This window comes from Streptomyces sp. NPDC000941 (assembly GCF_053599555.1).
In genome coordinates, this window is the sequence record NZ_JBSFMM010000056.1 from 35,635 (window position 1) to 53,998 (window position 18,364).

13 protein-coding genes are annotated in these 18,364 nt (G+C 70.3%); 5 read left to right on the forward strand and 8 right to left on the reverse strand.

The window, feature by feature from the left end:
• The first annotated feature begins 370 nt into the window (after nucleotides 1-370).
• The gene (locus ACWDSL_RS19935; RefSeq protein ID WP_450487093.1) at nucleotides 371-874 is read left to right on the forward strand and encodes a GtrA family protein; all 504 of its coding nucleotides are present in this window, start codon (nucleotides 371-373) and stop codon (nucleotides 872-874) included.
• A 21-nt stretch (nucleotides 875-895) separates the two neighbouring features.
• On the opposite strand, the gene ACWDSL_RS19940 is transcribed toward ACWDSL_RS19935, so the two are convergent.
• On the reverse strand, nucleotides 896-1,990 hold the full coding sequence (locus tag ACWDSL_RS19940) for an enoyl-CoA hydratase/isomerase family protein (protein WP_450487095.1): 1,095 nt from the start codon (nucleotides 1,988-1,990) through the stop codon (nucleotides 896-898).
• A 13-nt stretch (nucleotides 1,991-2,003) separates the two neighbouring features.
• Here ACWDSL_RS19940 and ACWDSL_RS19945 point away from each other — a divergent pair, with 13 nt between their 5' ends.
• Together ACWDSL_RS19945 and ACWDSL_RS19950 are read left to right on the forward strand one after the other, a co-directional pair.
• A complete protein-coding gene (locus tag ACWDSL_RS19945) occupies nucleotides 2,004-3,347 on the forward strand; it encodes a CoA transferase (protein WP_450487097.1) in 1,344 nt (447 codons plus the stop codon).
• The gene (locus ACWDSL_RS19950; RefSeq protein ID WP_450487099.1) at nucleotides 3,344-4,744 is read left to right on the forward strand and encodes an amidohydrolase family protein; all 1,401 of its coding nucleotides are present in this window, start codon (nucleotides 3,344-3,346) and stop codon (nucleotides 4,742-4,744) included. Before ACWDSL_RS19945 ends, ACWDSL_RS19950 begins: the two co-directional genes overlap by 4 nt.
• 243 nt (nucleotides 4,745-4,987) lie before the next feature.
• Here ACWDSL_RS19950 and ACWDSL_RS19955 read toward each other — a convergent pair whose 3' ends face one another.
• A complete protein-coding gene (locus tag ACWDSL_RS19955; protein ID WP_450487119.1) occupies nucleotides 4,988-5,650 on the reverse strand; it encodes a TetR/AcrR family transcriptional regulator in 663 nt (220 codons plus the stop codon).
• A gap of 649 nt (nucleotides 5,651-6,299) precedes the next feature.
• Here ACWDSL_RS19955 and ACWDSL_RS19960 point away from each other — a divergent pair.
• A complete protein-coding gene (locus tag ACWDSL_RS19960) occupies nucleotides 6,300-9,197 on the forward strand; it encodes a glycosyl hydrolase (RefSeq protein ID WP_450487101.1) in 2,898 nt (965 codons plus the stop codon).
• A 38-nt stretch (nucleotides 9,198-9,235) separates the two neighbouring features.
• Here the strand turns inward: ACWDSL_RS19960 and ACWDSL_RS19965 are convergent, their stop codons facing one another.
• Nucleotides 9,236-9,607 (reverse strand): hypothetical protein, encoded by a 372-nt coding sequence (locus ACWDSL_RS19965; RefSeq protein WP_450487103.1) that lies wholly within the window; start codon nucleotides 9,605-9,607, stop codon nucleotides 9,236-9,238.
• Between the two features lie 177 nt (nucleotides 9,608-9,784).
• On the opposite strand from ACWDSL_RS19965, the gene ACWDSL_RS19970 reads away from it, so the two are divergent.
• Nucleotides 9,785-11,662: an RICIN domain-containing protein gene (locus ACWDSL_RS19970; RefSeq protein WP_450487105.1), complete on the forward strand. Its 1,878-nt coding sequence runs from the start codon at nucleotides 9,785-9,787 to the stop codon at nucleotides 11,660-11,662.
• 3 nt (nucleotides 11,663-11,665) lie between these two features.
• Here ACWDSL_RS19970 and ACWDSL_RS19975 read toward each other — a convergent pair whose 3' ends face one another.
• The 5 genes from ACWDSL_RS19975 to ACWDSL_RS19995 are packed head-to-tail and all read right to left on the reverse strand — an operon-like array spanning nucleotide 11,666 to nucleotide 18,270.
• Entirely contained in the window at nucleotides 11,666-13,195 is a 1,530-nt protein-coding gene (locus tag ACWDSL_RS19975; protein WP_450487107.1) for an MDR family MFS transporter, read from the reverse strand.
• 54 nt (nucleotides 13,196-13,249) lie between these two features.
• The gene (locus tag ACWDSL_RS19980) at nucleotides 13,250-14,323 is read right to left on the reverse strand and encodes a Zn-dependent alcohol dehydrogenase (protein ID WP_450487109.1); all 1,074 of its coding nucleotides are present in this window, start codon (nucleotides 14,321-14,323) and stop codon (nucleotides 13,250-13,252) included.
• A complete protein-coding gene (locus tag ACWDSL_RS19985; protein WP_450487121.1) occupies nucleotides 14,323-15,786 on the reverse strand; it encodes an aldehyde dehydrogenase in 1,464 nt (487 codons plus the stop codon). Before ACWDSL_RS19985 ends, ACWDSL_RS19980 begins: the two co-directional genes overlap by 1 nt.
• A 28-nt stretch (nucleotides 15,787-15,814) precedes the next feature.
• Nucleotides 15,815-17,002: an NAD(P)/FAD-dependent oxidoreductase gene (locus tag ACWDSL_RS19990; protein WP_450487111.1), complete on the reverse strand. Its 1,188-nt coding sequence runs from the start codon at nucleotides 17,000-17,002 to the stop codon at nucleotides 15,815-15,817.
• Between the two features lie 2 nt (nucleotides 17,003-17,004).
• Nucleotides 17,005-18,270 (reverse strand): cytochrome P450, encoded by a 1,266-nt coding sequence (locus ACWDSL_RS19995; RefSeq protein ID WP_450487113.1) that lies wholly within the window; start codon nucleotides 18,268-18,270, stop codon nucleotides 17,005-17,007.
• Nucleotides 18,271-18,364: the final 94 nt, after the last annotated feature.

An 18,364-nucleotide genomic window follows, 5' to 3' on the forward strand; every position in this document is an offset into this window, starting at 1 on the left:
ACACTCAGGACCGGCCGATGCGTTCGGCCTCAGCGACATAACCGGCAGCGGCGGTGAACTCTCGCGAATCCGGGGAGAGCCCCGGCTTGCCGTCCCGCGGGTACCACTCGACGCACCGGCGCCGTTCGGCGTCGAACGCGGGTCGGCCCGGGTCGCCCATGGCGGCCGAGGACACAGGAAGCCGGAAATGACCGGCCGGGCGTGGACCGTCACCTCAAGGGCCGGGGACCCACGGAGACAAGGCCTCGCGCATCGGCGGCTCAGCATGGCCACAGAAGCATGTACTTGCGTAAGTCAAGCAATCTATTTATGCTTGAGTGAGTCAAGTAATTAAATCTCCCGGGGTTCCGCGCCCCTCCGGAAGGACGCCATGAAGTCGCTGCTCGCGAACAAGCCCGAGGCGGCGACCCCGGCCGCTCCCGGCCCCTTGGACTCCTTCATCCGATTCGTGATCTTCGGTGGCGGCATCGGCCTCCTCTCCAGCTTCGCCGTGCCGCTGTTGGCCCTGACCATGCCCTGGGCGCTCTCCAACGCGATCATCACCGTCACCTCCACCCTGCTGTGCACCGAACTCCACGCCCGCTTCACCTTCGCCAAGGGGCGCCGTGCAGGCTGGCGAGACCACTGGCAGTCCGCAGGCTCGGCCACCGCCGCCTACCTGGCGACCAGCATCGCCGTATTCGCCCTGCATCTCCTGCAGCCCTCCCCGGGGATGCTCACCGAGCAGATCGTCTACCTCGGCGCCTCCGGCCTCGCCGGCATAGGCCGCTTCGTCCTCCTGCGCATCTACGTCTTCGCCACCCGCCCCGCCGAGGCCGCTGAGCCCGTCCAGCAGACGAGGACGATGGCCATGCCCGTCCTGGCCGCGGCGTAGAACTCGGCCCCGGCCGACACCTCACTCCTCGACCCGGTCCACCAACCCCCAGACCAGGACGCGTTCGGCAGAGACGGCACGGCCGTCGAGGACCAGGTACAAAGTGCGCTGGCGGCCGATCCTGCGTGGGATGCCGACCGTGCCTCCGGCACCGGGAATCAGGCCCATGGCCAGTTCGGGCAGGCGGACGGTGGCGTCCGGGGCAGCCAGGATGCGGGAAGCGAAGGCCGGAAGTTCGATGCCCGCGCCGACGCAGGGCCCGTGGAGTCTCGCGGTGAGCCGTTCCCCAAGGGCATGCAGGCGGAGCGCGGCACCGGCTCGGGTGCGGACCAGATGCGCGGCGGCGAGGTCCGTGGCAGTGCCGAACTCGTCCAGGTCGCCACCGGAGCTGAAGCAAGGCCCATTGCCGTCGAGAACCACCTCACGCACGCCGTCGTCCCAGACCGCGACATCGACTGCCGCGACGAGGGCGTCACGCAGTTCCGCGCCGTGGGCGTTACGCCGCTCCGGCCGGTTGAGCGTGATCCGCAGGGCGGGGCCCTCGCGGCGCACCAACACCGGGTCGCCGACCGCGGGAGGCGGCGCGGGGCGTGGCCCGCGGGCCGCGAGCCACCTGGTGAAGCCGGCCCCGCCGAGCAGCGTCGAGTAGGCCAGCGACTCCACGTCCAGGGCCTGCGGCACCGGCAACCGCCCGGACATCCGGAGGAGTTGGCGCAACACCAAGGCGGCCTGCGGCTGCGCCTCCGCCCGATCGCGCAGGTATTCCGCCTCGGCCGCCGGGTCGGCCACCGCGACCGTGGCCGCGGACCCGGCAGCGTCCACTGCGCAGAGGCTGTCGAGGGGAGCCCGTACGAGCGTCAGGTCCAGGGCGCTCAGGAGGTCGCCAGGACAGTCGGGAACCGCTCGGCTGGTACGTCCGATCAGCAGCCGGCTGCTGTCACGGGCCCGGCGTGCGGCGCGCTGTACATCGGCGGCGGAAGATGTCGACGCCGAGTCCAAGTCGACGATCATCAGCGGCCGGGTCGGCCTCGCCTCGGCGTCCAGGAGGTCGGCGTCCGCCGCCCCGGCCACAAGATCGCCTATGGAGATTGCTGTAGTCGCAGACACATCTCTCATCTATCATCCCCGCATGGTCGACCGGGCGCCTGGGAGCACGACACCGTCCTCCCGGCGCCGAGAACCCGACGCCAAACCGACCTCCTCCTCGGACCGGCTCCCCGTCGGCGCCATGGAGTCGGCCCGTCCGTGGCCCGTCACCAACCCCTCCCGGATCGCGGAGGACTGGGCTCGCAGCGGCCTCCCCCTCCTGACCGGCCATCCCGAGGGACCTCCTCTGCTTCCCCCTGGCGCGGCGGCAACCTTCGCCTCCTGGCTGACTGACTACATCGCCGCCGCCGGAGGTGCGCGGCTCGACGGCGCCCGCCTCCTTGCCGAGCGGGCCGCACTCCTCCGGCGCGAACGGCAGGGGCGGGTCTCGGTGGGCGGCAGCTGTCGGCTGCTGCGCACCGGAGACGGCTGGGCCGCCGTATCCGACGCACGCCCGGACGACCCCCCGCTGTGGAGCGCGCTGATCGGCCGGGATCTCGACGTCGAAGCACTTCCCGGCCAGTTGGCCCACTGGCTTGCCGCGCATGACGGCGCGGACCTGGACGAGCGGGTGGAACTCCTCGGTCTCGCCGGCGGCGCGGTCCGGCCCCGGCCCGAACGCACCTGCCCGCTGCCGGGGGCGCCGCGGGACCTGGCAGGCCTGCTGGTGGTCGACTTCAGTGCCCTGTGGGCGGGGCCGCTCTGCGCGCACCTGCTGGGCACGGCGGGGGCCAGGGTGGTCAAGGTGGAGACCCCCACCCGGCCGGACGGTGCCCGATTCGGCGATCCCGCCTTCTACGACCTGCTGCACGCGGGGCATGCTTCGGTCGTGCTCGATCCCACAAACGCGCGCGGTCGCGCCGCCCTGCACGAGCTGGTGGGCCGGGCGGACGTGATCATAGAAGCCTCCCGGCCCCGTGCCCTGGCAGGGTTCGGACTCGACGCCGAGGCGGAGGCGGCCCGCGGCTGCACCTGGATCTCGATCACGGCGTACGGGCGCACGTCGGGACGGGTCGGCTTCGGCGACGACGTGGCCGCCTCCCGTGGGCTCCTGGGCGTGGACGTGCACGGGCTTCCCGTGTTCACCGGTGACGCCGTGGCCGACCCGCTCACCGGGCTCCTGGCCGCCGCGCTCGCTCTCTCCGAACAGCCTGGCGGAGGCGGCGTGGTCCGGGACGTGTCGATGGCCGACGTGGTGTCCACCACCCTTTCGGTATCCGCCGGCGACGCCCGACTCGTTCGACGCGGCGACGGCTGGCTGGTGGACCTCGGCGGCAGGTCGTTCCCGGCGGCCGCCCCGCGTCCCCGCCGTCCGGTCGCCGCCGCCTCGGCGAGCGGAGCCGACACCGCCACGGTGCTGCACGAGTTGGGGATCCGGGTGCCGTGAACGGGCTGCTGGTCCGGGACGCGGAGGTCGACGGCCGACGGTGCTCCATCCGCGTCCGGGATGGACTGGTCGAGGATCTCGGTCCGTCGCTGATGCGTGCGTCCGGTGAAGAGGAGATCGACGCGGCGGGCGGTGCCCTGCTGCCCGGCCTGACGGACCACCACCTCCACTTGTTCGCGCTGGCGGCCGCGTTCTCCTCCGTGCGATGCGGTCCTCCCGACGTCCGCGACCGTACGGCACTACGGACGGCCCTGCACAAGGCGGCTCCGGATCGGCACGGCTGGATCCGGGGCGTGCGCTATGACGAACGGGTCGCCGGGCCGCTGGATGCCACCGGGCTCGACGCGCTGCGCCCGGACGTCCCGCTGCGCCTCCAGCATCGCAGCGGCGCCCTGTGGGTGCTCAACTCCCGTGCGGCCGAACTGGTCGGCCTCGCTCATGCACGCCATGCCGGGATCGAACGCGATACCGCCGGACGGCCGACGGGCCGGTTGTGGCGCGCCGACGCCTGGCTGCGCGAACGGCTGCCCGAGGCCGCTGCGCCGTCCCTGGCCGCTGTAGGCCGTCGACTCGCGCGCTACGGCATCACCACGGTCACCGACGCCACGCCGGGTCTGTCTCCCGATACCGCCGACAAGCTGGCCGAGGAGGCGAGGAGCGGTCGCCTGCCCCAACGGCTCCTACTGCTCGGGGCGCCGCTCGGCACCGCGGCGGACGCGTGGTCGGCGCCCGGCCCCTGGAAGATCGTCCTCGCGGACTCCGGGCTGCCGGACTTCGCCCGGCTGACGGGGGAGATCCACGCCGCACACCGGGTCGGCCGTCCCGTCGCCGTGCACACGGTCACGGCCGCCTCGCTCGCCCTGCTTCTCGCGGCGCTGGAGCAGACTGGCACCCTCTCGGGCGACCGTGTCGAGCACGCGGCCGTGGTTCCCGTAGAAGCACTCCCCGCCATCCGCTGCCTGGGGCTGAAAGTGGTCACCCAACCCGGATTCCTCGCCGACCGCGGCGACGACTTCCTCGACGGCACCGCACCCGAGGACCACGCCGACCTGTACCGCTGCTCCTCGTTCCTTCGCAGTGGCATCCCATTCGCGTTGTCGAGCGACGCTCCCTACGGACCGCTCGACCCCTGGTCCGTGATCCGCGCTGCCATCACGCGCCGTGTCCCCGACGGGCGCACCGCGAACCCCACCGAGCGCATCACTGCCGCTCAGGCGCTGACGGCCTACCTCTCACCGGCGCACTCCCCCGGCTCCCATCCCCCGCCCGTGCACCCCGGCACGCCCGCCGATCTCGTCCTCCTCGCCGTCCCCCTTGCCGAGGCCCTGGCACATCCGTCGGCCGACCTCGTCCGGCTCACTCTCATCGGTGGAACGGTCCACCATGTCCGGCCCTGATCGAGGGACGGCCACGTGTAGTCGGCGACAAGGTTGAGGGTCCCATCACCGTGGATCGTGGGCTCCGGGATGGTGGTGACCTCGGTGACGGGATGGCGTTGCGCGGTCGGCCCGTACGCCGTCGCGTCGAGCGGCTCGATCCACGGCTCGGGGGGCACGGGAGCGCCCCCCGACGGGCGGGCGGCCCGGGCGTACGGGATGCCGAGCGAGCGCAGCGAGCCCGGCACATACGCCTCTCCCACATCACGCCCTCATCGTCACCGGAGCCTGCCACAACGCGACGAGAACATCGATCAAACCGCTCGCGACGCCATCCCAACTTCCGCGTGCCGACAGGGCGTTGCCAGCCAGGGCCCGTTCCCGCGCGACGGACATCTGCGCGATCAGATGACGCGACATGGCGCTCCGCTCGGCGTACACCTCGGCCGGCAGCTCCGGCAGACACCGGTGCACGCCATCCACCATCCGCCGCAAGGTGGGGGAACCGGCCATGGAATCCTCGGCCACCGTCTTCCGGAGCGCGGGATCGGCCGTGACCTGCGCGATGAACCGCGCGTACCACGTCGGACTGCCGAGCACCTCCAAGTGCTCGGTGACCGGCCGGACCGAGCAGGCGACCCAGTCGCGCAGATCGGTCGAGCCATCAATGCCCGCGATCATACGGGCACGGATGACCTCCATCTGCTCGGCGTGCTTGCGCACGATCGCCCGGACGAGGTCGGTCTTGGTGCCGAAGTGATAGGTGACCGCAGCATTGTTCCCCTGCCCGGCGGCCGCACTGATCTGCCGATTGGAGACCACGCGCACACCCCGTTCGGCAAACAGTCGCTCCGCCGCGACCAGCAGCGCCTCCCTCGTCGCACCGACCTGCGCACCTCTGTTCACCCTGCTCACCATCAGTACCACCACCTCGGGACATGACACGACTCCACGTCGGCCCGTCCCATAGGCCACGTGGGCCCCCGGCGGGATCGCCGGGGTGAACGACACCTCCGTTTGTCCAGGTGTCCACCTCATCTGGCTTTGATTTTAAATCAACGGGTTGCTTTAATTTGCCCCGCCGCTGCCATGCATCAGCTCAGATCGGAGACCTCACGATGACCGAGGCCGCCGCTTCGCCCGCGGATGCCAGATCGTCCGCGACACCGAACCCCAACATCATCGTGGTGGTGCCGGCCATCGCCGGGATCACGGTCTCACTGATGCAGACCCTGGTGATCCCCCTGGACCCGGACCTGCCCCGGCCCCTGGACCCCACCCCGGCGAACACCGCCTGGATCGTCACCGCCACCCTGCTCGCCGCCTCCGTCGCGACCCCCGCGGCCTCCGACACCCGGGCGTGGCCCTACACGCCCCTCGGGGCATCTCACCGGACGCCGAGCTGCCCCGAGGGGCTTCTTTCACACGCACCCCCCACACCCACAAAATCGCACGCTCATAGATTTTGGCCGTCCAGACCCTTGCCGGACAGACCCCTGCCTCTCTAGGCTCAGTCGAAAGCTCGTTGAAACGTTTCATTAACGGCGCGAGCGAGGAACTTCCCCATGGAGGCGTGATGAGCCCTCTCTCCCGCAGACAGTTCTGTGCCGGCACCACGGCGGTGGCTCTGGCACCCACGGTGATCTCCACGGCCGAAACCGCGGTCGCCGCTCCGTCCACCGCGGGACTGGGGGCTTCCTTCGCCAAGTGGTTCGCCGCTCCGCCGGCCGCCGCCAGGCCGAAGATCCGGTACTGGTGGCCCTGCGGTGAGATCGCGGCCGCGACGCTGGACGCCGAGCTCAAGACGATCGCCGACCGCGGCTTCGGAGGCGTGGAGCTGCAGTGCATGATGACGCTCGAGCCCCGGAAGTACGGCTGGGGCAGTGACGCCCAGACGGCCCGCCTCGAACAGGCCGTCGAGGCGGGCCGTAAGTACGGCGTGCAGGTCGACCTGACCGTCGGCCCCGCCTGGCCGCTGCTCGCGCCGGGCCTGACTCCCGACAGCAGACAGGCGGCGCAGGAGCTGGTCTACGGACGCACCGTGGTGGCGGGAGGCGAGACGTACGCGGGGCCGGTCCCCCCGGGGCCCGCGCCTCACAGCGGTGTCACCGCGCAGACCCTGGTCACGGTGCAGGCCTGGCGCTGCTCGGGAGACCCCGCCGCGAAGCCGACCGTACTGGAGCAGGGGTCGCTGGTGGAGCTCACCGGTGAGGTGCGCGACGGGAAGATCACCTGGACCGCGCCGAAGGGCGACCCGTGGGTGCTGCTCGGATACTGGCAGCGCGGTACCGGACAGGCAGCGGTCACCGGACAGTATGTGGCGGTCGAACCGGCGTATGTGGTCGACCACTTCGCCGCCGCAGGCGCCCGCGCCGCGATCGACTACACGGAGACTCGTGTGTTCACCCCTCGGCTGCGCCGCCTGCTGAGGAGCAACGGGGGCGACCTCTTCGAGGACTCCTTGGAGCTGGATTCCGCCCTGCACTGGACGTGGGACCTGCTGAAGCGATTCGAAAAGCTGCGCGGCTACGCGCTGCGCGATCGGCTGCCCATGGTCTTCATCGACAAGATCCACCGGCAGTACACGGGCGTCACGCCCGATGACACCCCTGACTTCGAGTTCAGCGACGGCAGTGGCGCACGGGTACGCGACGACTACTTCCGCACGCTGACCGATCTGTACATCAGCGAGCACGTGGAACCGCTCAAGCACTGGGCACACGGGCTCGGGCTCTCGTTCCGTGCCCAGCCGTACGGAACCACCCTCGACACCCCCACCGTCGCCGCGACCCTCGACGTCAACGAGACCGAGTCGCTGGGAACCGCGCCCGACTACAACGACGAGAGATGGCATTGGGTCTCCTCCGGTGCCGTACACCTCGCAGGCCAGGAAGTCTTCTCCCTCGAAGGGTGTGCGACGCTCAACGAGGCGTACGCGCAGACCTGGCCGCAGATGCTCAAACACTTCAACACGGCCTTCGCGCACGGCGTCAACCAGGTTGTCTTCCACGGCTTCGCGACCGCGCAAGGGCTGGGCGAGAAGTCCTGGCCGGGCTTCTCACCCTTCACCTTCGGCCAGGGAGGCAACGGGTTCTCCGAGTCCTGGGGACCTCGCCAGGCCACCTGGGCCGACACGGACAAGATCACCGGCTGGACCACCCGGATGCAGTGGCTGCTGCGGCAGGGCAGGCCACAGGTGGACCTCGTCGTCTACCGGCACGGCTACGTCAACGAGGCGCGCGTGCCGACCGGGCTGACCGGGTTCACCTTCGACTTCGCCGGCTCGCACCAGCTGGACGGCAGCCATGTGAAGGCCCGCCGTCTGGCCCCGGAGGGCCCGGGGTACCGAGCGCTGATCATCGACCGCCAGCCAACTCTGCCCGTGGACACCGCCCGCCTGCTTCTCGCGCACGCCCGGGCCGGACTGCCCGTCGTGGTCGTGGGTGAGCCACCGCGGCGTACGCCCGGCGCCCACCACGCCGATCAGCAGGACACCGAACTCGCCGCGGTCATACGGCAGTTGCTGAAGCAGCCGTCCGTGCGCCGGGCCACCGAGCAGAGCGGAGCGGCCGAGGCCCTGCGCGAGCTCGGCGTCAGGCCCGCCGCGGACACCGGCGCGGCACCGGGCCTGCTGGCCACGCGCCGCACCCTGGACCGGGGTGCGCTCTACCACCTGCATAACCCGACCTCGGACACGGTGACCGGGGAGGTCGTCCTCGACGGCAGCGGCAGGCCGCACCGACTCGACGCCTGGACCGGCGGCATCACCCCGCTCGGCCACTACCGGACGGAGAACGGGCGCACCGCCGTCCCGATCCGCCTGGTACCGGGTGGCTCCACCGTCATCGCGCTCCCAGGCAGCGGCCGGGCACGCCACGCCGTCAGCGGCGGCGACGTCACCGTCACGCGAAGCGGCCGTCTCGGCCTGCGTGCCACCGAGGCAGGCGTCTACACCGTCACGCTGGACGACGGCACCAACGAACGGGTGACCGTCCCCGAGGTCCCGGCCGCGCGGCAGCTGACCCGGTGGTCGCTCTCCGTTGAGGCCTGGCACCGCGGCACCGACGGGACCCGCGCGATCACCACACACCAGGTCGGACTCGACGGCCTCAAGCCCTGGTCGGACATCCCCGAGCTCCAGGACGTCTCGGGCGTCGGCACATACCGGACCACGGTGCGGCTGTCCCGGCTCGACGGCGCCTACCTCGACCTGGGCCGGGTCACCGACACCTTCGAGGTGTCCGTCAACGGCAAGGTCCTCCCCCCGGTGGACCAGATCAGCCGCCGTGCCGATCTCGCCGGTCACCTCAGGGAAGGCGACAACACGATCACCGTCCGCGTGGCCACTCCGCTGCGGAACGCCCTGCGGGTGACCGACGGATTCCCCGCACAGGCACAGAAGCCCCGCCAGGAGTACGGCCTCATCGGCCCCGTCCGCCTCACCCCGTACGCCGAAGTCCCGGTCCGCGGCTGACGTGCGCCGGCCTGCATCGCGGCCCTGTTCACTCGGTGTCAGGCCGTCAGCAGGGGCAGCGCCCCGAAGGTGTGGTTCTGCCACAGGCGCCGCGAGATCTCTTCGGGGTACGCCGCGACGGAGGGTGTCGTGTCGAAGATCCGGCTCAGGCGCTGCTCGGTGTCGTACGCGGGCCAGCCCGGGTCGCCGGAGGTGGCGAAGGACGTCCAGGCCGCGCGGATCTGGTTGGTCAGGACGCGTGCCTCGGCGGTGTGCTCGGGGCCGATGGCGACAGGGCCCAAGTGGGCGTCGTAGGTGCCGAACAGCAGCGGGCCGTCCAGGCCGTGGCAGGCGCGCGGTTCGGCCCATATGAGGCGGGCTGTTCGGCGGCGAGGTCGTGTCGACTCTTTCGTCGAACCGGTTCGCGCCAAAGCAAGTTAGGGGCCGCGCCAGTACGTGTCAATGCCTCGCGTCCGACTTCCCGAAGTGCCGGTCAAACTCTGCCGGGAGTATTGCTGACCCGTCTTCGTCGGTGCTAGCTTCCGGGCCAGCTCGGCGTCGAACCGGTTCGAATCACCTGCAGACCCCGACTCTCGGGAGAGCCGCCCATGCCTCTGTTACCAGCGCGCCTCCGCCACAGAACCACTCCCGGCCGCCGCTCAGGGCGCGTCCGCCGACGCGGCGCGTCCGCCGTCGCCATCCTGCTGGCGACCGTGGCGGCGAGCCTGCTGCCGGTCACCACCGCGCACGCCGCCGACACCGCCGTCACGGTGGACTTCGCCACCGCCGGAGGCGCCCCCGCATACCGTGCCTCGGGAATGATCTACGGGATGACCCCGGACGGCTCGCTCCCCCAGGACCACTTCTTCAAGGACATCAAGTGGCGTTACATGCGGGCCGGTGGTGCCCAGCTCAACAACGGCGGCTACGCCACCAGCCTCGCCGCGTACCAGACCCGCTGGAACGCCACCCTGGCCCAGTACAAGCGCACCGTCGCCCTCGGCGGCACGTTCGTCCTGCTCCCCCACGACCTGTGGGGCGCCGACGGCACCACCAGCCAGGGCTGGCCCGGCGACAACGGTGACTGGACGAAGTTCGACAACTTCGTCACCCAGCTCATCGGCGACGTACGGGCGAACAACATGACCGTCCAGTGGGACCTGTGGAACGAGCCCGACCTCAGTATCTTCTGGGGGGCCTCGCAGAACCAGTACCTCCAGATGTGGTCGCGGTTCCACGCCCGCGTACGGGCCGCCTTCCCCAACCAGCTCATCGTCGGCCCCAGCACCGCCAGGCAGCCGAACTCCTCCAACACCTGGTGGACGACGTTCCTCAGCCACGCCAAGGCCAACAACGTGGCCCCGGACATCTGGAGCTGGCACGACCTGCCCGGTGACCCGGTGACCGACGTCGGGCGCGCCGATTCGACCCTCGCAGCGGCCGGTCTCAGCAACACCCGTCCGTACCAGATCAACGAGTACGGCCCCCTGTCCCAGCAGACCCCCGGCGGTGGCGCCTGGTTCATCGGCCGCCTGGAGCGGGCCGGCGCCGACGGGCTGCGGGCCAACTGGGCCTCGGGCCGCAATCTGCACGACTACGCGGCCAACCTGCTCACCAAGAACAGCGCCGGCCAGTACGTGCCACTCGGCGAGTGGTACATGTACCGCTACTACGGCTCCCAGACCGGCAACATCGTCAAACTGACCCCGGGCACCGGCACCGACGGCCTGGCCACCAAGGACAACACGGCCAGAAACACCAAACTGCTGCTCGGCAGCAATGGAAACACCGGCACCGTCACCGTCAACCTGACCGGGCTGAACACGACGTCGGTGGTGGAGAGCGGCCGCGTCCGCGCCGTCGTCCAGCGCGTCCCGTACAACAACGGAGCGGCGGTGACGGGCCCGGAGACCGTCTCCGACACCACCCTCACGGTCAACGGCAACGCCGCCTCACTGAGCATCCCCTGGTCCAACGCCCAGGACGGCTACACCGTCACACTCCTGCCCCCGTCCAACACCACCATCTCCACGGTCGCCGTGAGCCAGAACAGCGGCCAGTGTCTGGACGACACCGACCTCAGCACGGCCGACGGCACGCAGTACCAGCAGTACGACTGCGAAGGCGGCTATCAGCAGATGCTCGACCTGAAGCCGGTCGCCGGCCGGGCCGGCACCTACACCGTCGTCAACGAGCTCAGCGGCAAGTGCCTGGGCGTCTCGGGCGCCTCCACGGCCGACGGCGCCGCCGTCGGCCAGTACACATGCGGCGGACAGCCCAGCCAGATGTTCACGCTGAGCCCCGTCACCGCACTGGGCAACGGCCACGACTATCAGCTCGTCGCCGTGCACAGTGGCAAGTGCGTCGATGTCTCGAACGTCTCCACCCAGCCAAAGGCGTTGATCCACCAGTGGGTCTGCGACCCGGCGAGCGCTCTCGGTAACAAGAAGAACCAGATCTGGCGGCTGCTGGGAAGGGCCGTCTGAGGCCTACTGCTTCAGATCGGCCGCCTCGACGGCGGCAGTGCCGGTGGCGGCTGCTGGAGCCGGTTCGGACGAGTCGAGACTGGTCCGGAGTGTGATCGGCTTCAGCAGGACCGCCGCGAGTATGCCGAGCGCGGCGACGCCGGCGGCGATGAGGAAGATGGTTCCTGTCGCGTCCCCGTACGCGACACGGGTGTTCACATGGTCCTCCGCCATCCGGCCGGCGACCTGACGGGCCAGGACGGCGCCGAGGACGGTGACGCCGAACGTTCCGCCGAGGGAGCGGAAGAAGGTCACCGTGGTACTGGCCGTGCCGATGTCCTTCATCGGCACGGAGTTCTGCACGACGAGGATGAAGTTCTGCATGGTCATGCCGACACCGGTGCCGATGCACAGCATCGCGACGCTCATGAAGACCAGGGACGTCCCATGGTCGATGGTGCCGAGTCCGGCGAACCCGGCGGTGAGCAGCACGGAGCCGACGACGACGAAGGGCTTGAGCTTCCCCGTCCTGCTGATCAGCCGGCCCGCGACGATGGACGAGACCAGCACACCGCCCATCATGGGGATGGTCAGCAGCCCCGCCTCGGTGGCCGTGTGGCCACGGCTGACCTGGAAGTACTGGCTGAGGTAGACCGAGGCCGCGAACATGGCCGTACCGGCGGCGAGACTTCCCAGGATCGCGAGCACGGTGGTGCGCTGCTTGATGATGTGGAGCGGCACGATGGGCTCGGCGGCACGCGTCTCCACCCACAGGGCGACGGACAGCAGCACCACTGCCGCGGCGACCATCACAGCGGTCTGCCAGGACGCCCAGGCGAATGAGCTGTCCACGAACGAGATCCAGATGAGCAGCACGCTGACGCCCGAGGCGATGAGTGTCGCGCCCAGGTAGTCGATCTTCACGTCGTCGCGTCGGACGACGGGGAGGTGCAGCGTCCGCTGGAGCAGGAACAGGGCCGCGCCGGCGACCGGGAGGCTGATGAAGAAGCACCAGCGCCAGCCCAGCCAGGAGGTGTCCACGATGAGGCCGCCGAGGAGCGGACCGCCGATGGTGGACAAGGCCGTGACACTGCTGAGGTAGCCGCTGTACCGGCCGCGTTCCCGCGGCGGGATCATCGCCGCGATCGCGATCTGCACGAGGGCCTGCACGCCCCCGACGCCTACGCCCTGGAGTGCCCGCGCGGCGATGAGCTGCCCCGCCGACTGGCTCGCACCCGCCGCCACCGACCCCAGGACGAAGACGGTGACGGCGATCTGTACGAGTGTCTTCTTGCTGAACAGGTCGGCGAGCTTGCCCCAGATGGGGGTGGTGGCGGTGGTGCTGAGCAGGGTCGCGGTGACGATCCAGGTGTACTGGGTCTGCGACCCGTGCAGCGAGCCGATCATCTTGGGCAGCGCCGTGGAGACCACCGTACTGCTGAGCGTCGCGACGAAGAGCGCACTCAGCAGACCGCTGAGTGCGACCAGGACCTGTCGCTGGGCCTTGGGCCGGTCATCTGCGGTGGCGGTCTCGTTCACCGCGGCTGTGCTCATCAGGTGGCCTCCGGGGAGGGTTGAACGGACGGATGGTCGGGGGAGGGAGAAGCGCTACACGATCACGGTGCGAACGCCCTCTCCTCGCTCGAGCAGCCCGATGCCCTCGTTGACCTCGTCGAGCGTGATGCGCCGGGACACCATCGCGCCGAGGTCCAGCCGGCCGGTCTCCGCCAGCCGGATGTAGCGGGGAAAGTCCCGCAGGATCTGGGAGCCGCCCACGACGGAGCCCTGGATCCGCTTTCCGGTGAAGATGGCGGACACCGCCGGGAGGGTCAGCATCGCGTCCCTTTGCGGCGGCATCCCGATATAGGTCACCGTGCCCTCCATACGGGCCATGTCGAAGGCCTGCACCAGGAGTGGCGGCAGTCCGACCGCTTCGAAGGAGTGGTCGGCACCGCGCCCGTCGGTGAGCGCGCGGACCTGCTCGACCGGATCGCCGTCGGCCGGGTCGACGGCGTGGGTGGCCCCCACCCGCAGGCTCGCTTCACGACGCCCGGCCGACAGGTCGACGGCGATGATGGCGGACGCTCCCGCGATACGTGCCCCCTGGATGACGGACTGGCCGACGCCACCGCAGCCGATGACGGCCACACTCGATCCGGGCTGGACGGACGCGGTGTTGAGGGCGGCGCCGAGGCCGGTCGTCACACCGCAGCCCAGCAGGGCGAGTTCCTCGTCGGGCAGGTCGGTCCGTACGGCCACGACGCTCGCCTCGTCCACGACCATGGCCTCGGCGAACGAGCCGCAGCCGCAGAGAGCCGGCGCCTTCTGCCCGCCGGGAAGGTCGAACCGGGGCACCATTCTGGACGCCCCGCGCTCGCAGTGGTTGGACATGGCGTTGACGCACCACCAGCACGCACCACAGGCGGGCGACACGGAGGCGAGCACTCTGTCGCCGACGGCGACCCGGCGCACATCGGGTCCGACGGTCTCGACCGTTCCGCACGCCTCGTGCCCGGGTACCAGCGGCTCGGTCCGTTCGGCCCGGTTGATCGAGGTCAGGTCGGTGTGACAGATACCGCTGGCCGCAACCCTCACCAAGACGTCCCGGGGCCCGATGGCCGGGGTCGGCAGCTCTTCCAGCACCAGCGGTTCGCCCGGCTGGTATGCGACGGCCACCTTCATCACGCGGCTCCCTTCGTGGGCGGAACGAGTTCCGGCGGGATGCCGATGGTGTGGGGTTCGAGGTACTGGTGCAGGCCCTCGATGCCGAGTTCACGGCCGATGCCCGACTCCTTGAACCCGCCGAAGGGCACCAGCGGCTGAGGCGGGATACCGCCGTTGACCACGGTTCCGCCGGTGCGCAGCCGCCGGGCGAGGGCCAGGCCCCGCGCGGGGTCACCGGTCCACACGCTGCCCGACAGGCCGTACCGCGTGTCGTTGGCGATCCGGACCGCGTCGTCGTCACCGTCGTGCGGGATCACGCACACTACCGGTCCGAAGATCTCCTCCTGCGCCACCCGCATGGAGTTGTCGACGTCGCCGAGGACGGTGGGCTCGACGTACCACCCCTTGGGCAGGTGGCTCGGGCGGCCACCACCGGCCACGATCCGGAAGCCCTCCTCGGCCGCGAGCCCGATGTAGCCCTCCACGCGGTCGCGCTGCCGCTCGGCGACGAGCGGGCCGACCACAGTCGACGGGTCGTGCGGGTCTCCGACCGGGATGCTCGACGCCATGGCCGCCGCCGACTCCAGGGCCTCCGCGTACCGAGACCTGGGCACCAGGATGCGGGTGACGGCGGCGCAGACCTGCCCCGAGTTGTGCATGCTGGCACGGAACAGGTTGGCGGTCACGGTTGGCACGTCCGCGTCGTCGAGCACGAGTGCCGCGGACTTCCCGCCGAGTTCGAGAGAGACCCGCTTGATCCGGTCGCCGCACAGACTCATGATCCGCTTGCCGGCCGCGGTCGAACCGGTGAAGGCGATCTTGTCCGTCCCGGGATGCGTGACCAGGTGCTCGCCCACCTCGCGGTCGCCCGGTACGACGTTGACCACTCCGGCCGGCACACCCGCTTCGTGCAGAACCTCGGCGAGGATGTAGGTGCTGAGCGGCGCCTCGGGCGGCGGCTTGAGCACCACGGTGCAGCCGGCCGCCAGCGCCGGTGCCACCTTCCACGCGGCCAGCGTCACCGGGGCGTTCCAGGGCACGATCGCGCCGACCACGCCGACGGGGTCCGACACCACCAGACCGACGCGGTCTCCGGAGCGCACGACGCGGTCGAACTCGAAACTCCGGATCAGCTCGGCGTAGTAGTCGAACACCGGGGCCACCGTCCCGGTCTGGAGGGGCGCCTGGCTGCCGGCGACGCCCATCTCGTCCACCAGCACATCGGCAATCTCGGCACTCCGTAGCCGGAACAGTTCGGCGGCGCCGGCCAGGACATCGGCTCGTTCGTGCGGTGTCATCCGGGGCCACGGGCCGGCGTCGAAGGCGGCGCGAGCGGCCGCCATCGCGCGGTCCATGTCCTCGGTGGTGGAGACCGGGACCTCGCCGACGACCTCCTCACTCGACGGAGAGACGACCTTCAGGATCGAGTTGCCCGCCGGTTTGGCCCACTCGCCTCCTATGAAGAACTCCCGCCGGTACATCAAATGATCTTTCACGGCTTCTGCCCTCCTACTTCGGTGCGCTTGCCGGGTGGGGAGCGTGGTCGACGACGAGCTGACGGAGTGTGCGCAGCTCACGGTGGCAGTTCCAACCGAGCACTCCGACGACCTTGCCCTCGTAGCCGTAGGCGGCGACGAACCTGCGCTCGTCCGGGCTGCCGTGCACGATCGTCACGTCCGCGTGTTCGGGGAATATGCCGTAGGCCTGGATACGGGCGTCGTACTGGTCGCTCCAGAAGTAGGGGATGGGGGCGAAGGGGCGCTGTTCGCCGAGAATGCCGGCGGCCACGGCCATGCCCTGCTCGGTGGCGTTGAGGCGATGCTCGATGCGCATCCGCACACCGAAGTGCGGATTGTGCCAGGACGCGACATCCCCGGCGGCGTAGATACCGGGGGCGGCCTGGCAACGGGCGCCGCACTCCACACCGTTGCCCAGAGGAAGACCGGAACCGGTCAGCCAGTCCGTCGCCGGTGTGGACCCCACGGCGACCAGGACCAGGTCCGCCTCGAGTTTCGTACCGTCGGCCAGTTCGACGGCGACCACCCGGCCGGCGGAGTCCAGGAACCGGGACACACCGACCCCCAGGCGCAGTTCGACGCCCTGATCGCTGTGCATCTGTGCGACGAGTCGGCCGATGCGGTCGCCGAACTGCCGGTGCATCGGCACCGGGAGCGGGTCGACCAGCGTGACCTCCAGCCCCATGGTGCGGGCCACCGCCGCCACCTCGGCTCCCAGGAACCCGGCGCCGACCACCACGACCTTCGGCCGGGCCAGCAGGTGGGTGCGGAGCGTGAGGGCGTCGTCGAGCGTACGCAGGACGTGCACGCCCGCCAGATCGTCGCCGGGCAGCCGACGCGGGGTGACGCCGGTGGCGATCACCAACGAGTCGTACGCCACCTGGGCGCCGTCATTCAGCCGGACCTTGCGCCTCATGGTGTCCAGCCCGACCGCCGACCGTCCGAGCCGGAAGTCCGCGTCCAGCCTGGCGATGGCCGCGTCGTCACGCAGGCGTACCTTCTCCGGCTCCCAGGCGCCGGCGAGGACCTGTTTGGACAGCGGCGGCCGGTCGTAGGGAAGGTGTGGCTCGTCGCCGATGAGGGTCAGTGTCCCGTCGTATCCCTTGTTGCGCAGGGCCTCGGCCGTGGCCAGTCCGGCGGCCGAGGCTCCTACGATCACCACATCCCTGGGCACCAGCATCATCACCAGGTCACCGGAAGCTCGTAGGCCCCGAAGATGAACCCGTCGTGCTTGAACGGGATGTCCTCCAGGTCCGCGGCCAGGGCCAGGGTCGGGATCCGCCGCAGGAGGGTGGGGTAGACGACCTGGAGCTCCATGCGGGCCAGCGGCTGGCCCAGACACTGGTGGATCCCGTACCCGAACGTCACATGACGGCGCGCGTCGCGGGTGAGGTCCAGTCGGTCCGGGTCGGGGAAGACGGAGGGGTCCCGGTTCGCGGTCTCGTTGACCGGGATGATGCCTTCACCGGCGCGGATGACCTGGCCGGCGATCTCGATGTCCTCCAGCGCCACCCGGCGCAGCCCGCCGTGGGTGATGGTGAGGTAGCGCAGCAGCTCATCGACCGCCAGCGCGACCGCCTTCGGGTCGTCGGTGTCCCGCAGCAGGGCCAGTTGGTCAGGGTGCTGGAGCAGGGCGAGCGTGCCCAGCGTGATCATGTTGGCGGTGGTCTCGTGCCCCGCGAACAGCATCAGCACACCCATTTCGGTGGCTTCTTCCCGGGTCAGCTCATCGGCCTTGACCCGCTCGGCGAGCCCGGAGAGCAGGTCTTCGGCGGGATGGTTCAACTTGTCGTCCAGCAGTCCGCCCAGGTAGTCGGCCAACCGCCCGCGGGCCGCGGTGCGCGCCTCCCCGGTCGAGTTCCGGTTGATGATGGTCTTGCTGTTGGACTGGAAGAACTCGTGGTCGTCGTAGGGCACGCCGAGCAGGTCGGAGATCACCAGCGACGGAACCGGCAGTGCGAACGCCTCGACGAAGTCGGCCGGCTTGGGACCGTCGAGCATCTTGTCGATCAGGTCGTCCACGATCCGCTGGGTGGGCGGACGCAGCGCCTCCACCCGCTTGATGGTGAACGCGGACGTCGCCATGCGCCGCAGCCGGGAGTGTTCGGGGTCATCCATCATGATGAAGCTGGTGCCGACCGAGGTCCTGCCCTGCTTCTTCAGCACGTCGATCATCGACACCTCGCCGGCGCTGAGTTTCGGCGCGCCGGGACGGAACGGATCCACGCTGGCCCTCTGGTCCGACAGGACCGCTCGGTGTTCCTCCCAGCCGGTCACCAGCCATGCGAGGGTGCCGTCGAACAGCCGGATCCGGGTCAGCGGGCCCTCCGCCTGGCGTGCCCGCATCGCGGGTGCCGGGTCCAGGGGGCACCGCGTGGGCCTGCTGATGTCGTACTCCGGAGTTTCCTCCGGAGTTCGGTCCGTCGTGTTGCCTAGCGCATTGGTCACTGCTGTCTCCTCGCTCGTGGGGGTCGTGGGGGATGCTGCAGCGAGAGATCGTCGAGGCCGTTGTGGTGGGGGGGGGCGGGGGGGCGCCGCGCCC